This window comes from Moellerella wisconsensis ATCC 35017, assembly GCF_001294465.1.
Taxonomy (GTDB): Bacteria; Pseudomonadota; Gammaproteobacteria; order Enterobacterales; family Enterobacteriaceae; genus Moellerella; species Moellerella wisconsensis.
Window position 1 is genome coordinate 1 of record NZ_LGAA01000021.1, and the last position, 1,050, is coordinate 1,050.

Sequence of the window (1,050 nt, forward strand, 5' to 3'; positions counted from 1 at the left end):
TTCGTGAAGGGAAGGATTCAACCACAGCCAGTTCTTCCAGATCAGCCTTCAGGCGATGAAGCACTTCCATACCGATCTGTTGGTGTGCCATTTCACGACCGCGAAAACGCAGAGTGATTTTAGCTTTGTCACCATCTTCTAAAAAGCGAATCAGGTTGCGTAGTTTGACCTGATAGTCGCCTTCATCTGTGCCAGGACGGAATTTAATTTCCTTAATCTGGACAATTTTCTGTTTCTTTTTCTGTTCTTTCTGAGATTTGCTTTTCTCATAGAGGAATTTGCCGTAATCCATGATCCGGCATACTGGCGGTTCAGCATTTGGGCTGATTTCAACTAAATCGACGCCCGCTTCCTCAGCTTTTTCTTGCGCTTCTCGTAAACTGACGACACCGACAGGTTCGCCTTCTAAATCAGTTAAACGAACTTCTGTTGCACGGATTTCATCGTTAATACGATGTGGACGTGCTGTTGGGATTCTTTTTCCGCCTTTAATACTTTATTCCTCCAATTGGATAAAGAGAGCTACGGTATATCATTATTTTTACGCAGCATCTTATATCGCGTTCGTGAGACACTCTCAGGAACTTTTTATTATGAAAATAGACTGATTTATTTATAGTAATCTATTTTTATAATAAAAAACACAGCCACAATCACATCAATACTAGATATATAACCACTAGCATGGTGATTTGACCGCAGATTTTAGAACTTATTGCCCGATTACTCAAGCATATAATGCACTAAATATTATTTATACAATCAAATCCGGCAATCTGTTGACGCTAAAATAATACAGCAATGAGCAACCGCTATTATTATTTATTCGCCAAAGTAATTATAGATGAAGTGAGTTTTGTAGGATAAAACAGCTTAAATTAAAAGGGGAGACGCATCTCCCCTTGCATTAATTAGCGCTTACTGCGAACAGTTATGCTAAAGCACTTTTCGCTTTTTCAACTAAGGCCGTGAATGCGGCTTTGTCGAATACTGCGATGTCGGCTAAAATCTTACGGTCAATTTCAATTGAGGCTTTTTTCAGGCCATTAA

The 1,050-nt window shown here is 39.3% G+C and carries 2 protein-coding genes; both read right to left on the reverse strand.

Features of this window, described 5'->3' with window-relative positions:
* Positions 1–493 (reverse strand): translation initiation factor IF-3 (infC, locus tag M992_RS10975; RefSeq protein WP_072165951.1); only part of this gene is annotated, 493 nt, incomplete at its 3' end.
* A gap of 438 nt (positions 494–931) precedes the next feature.
* Positions 932–1,050 (reverse strand): 50S ribosomal protein L20 (locus M992_RS10980; protein ID WP_147638180.1); only part of this gene is annotated, 119 nt, incomplete at its 5' end.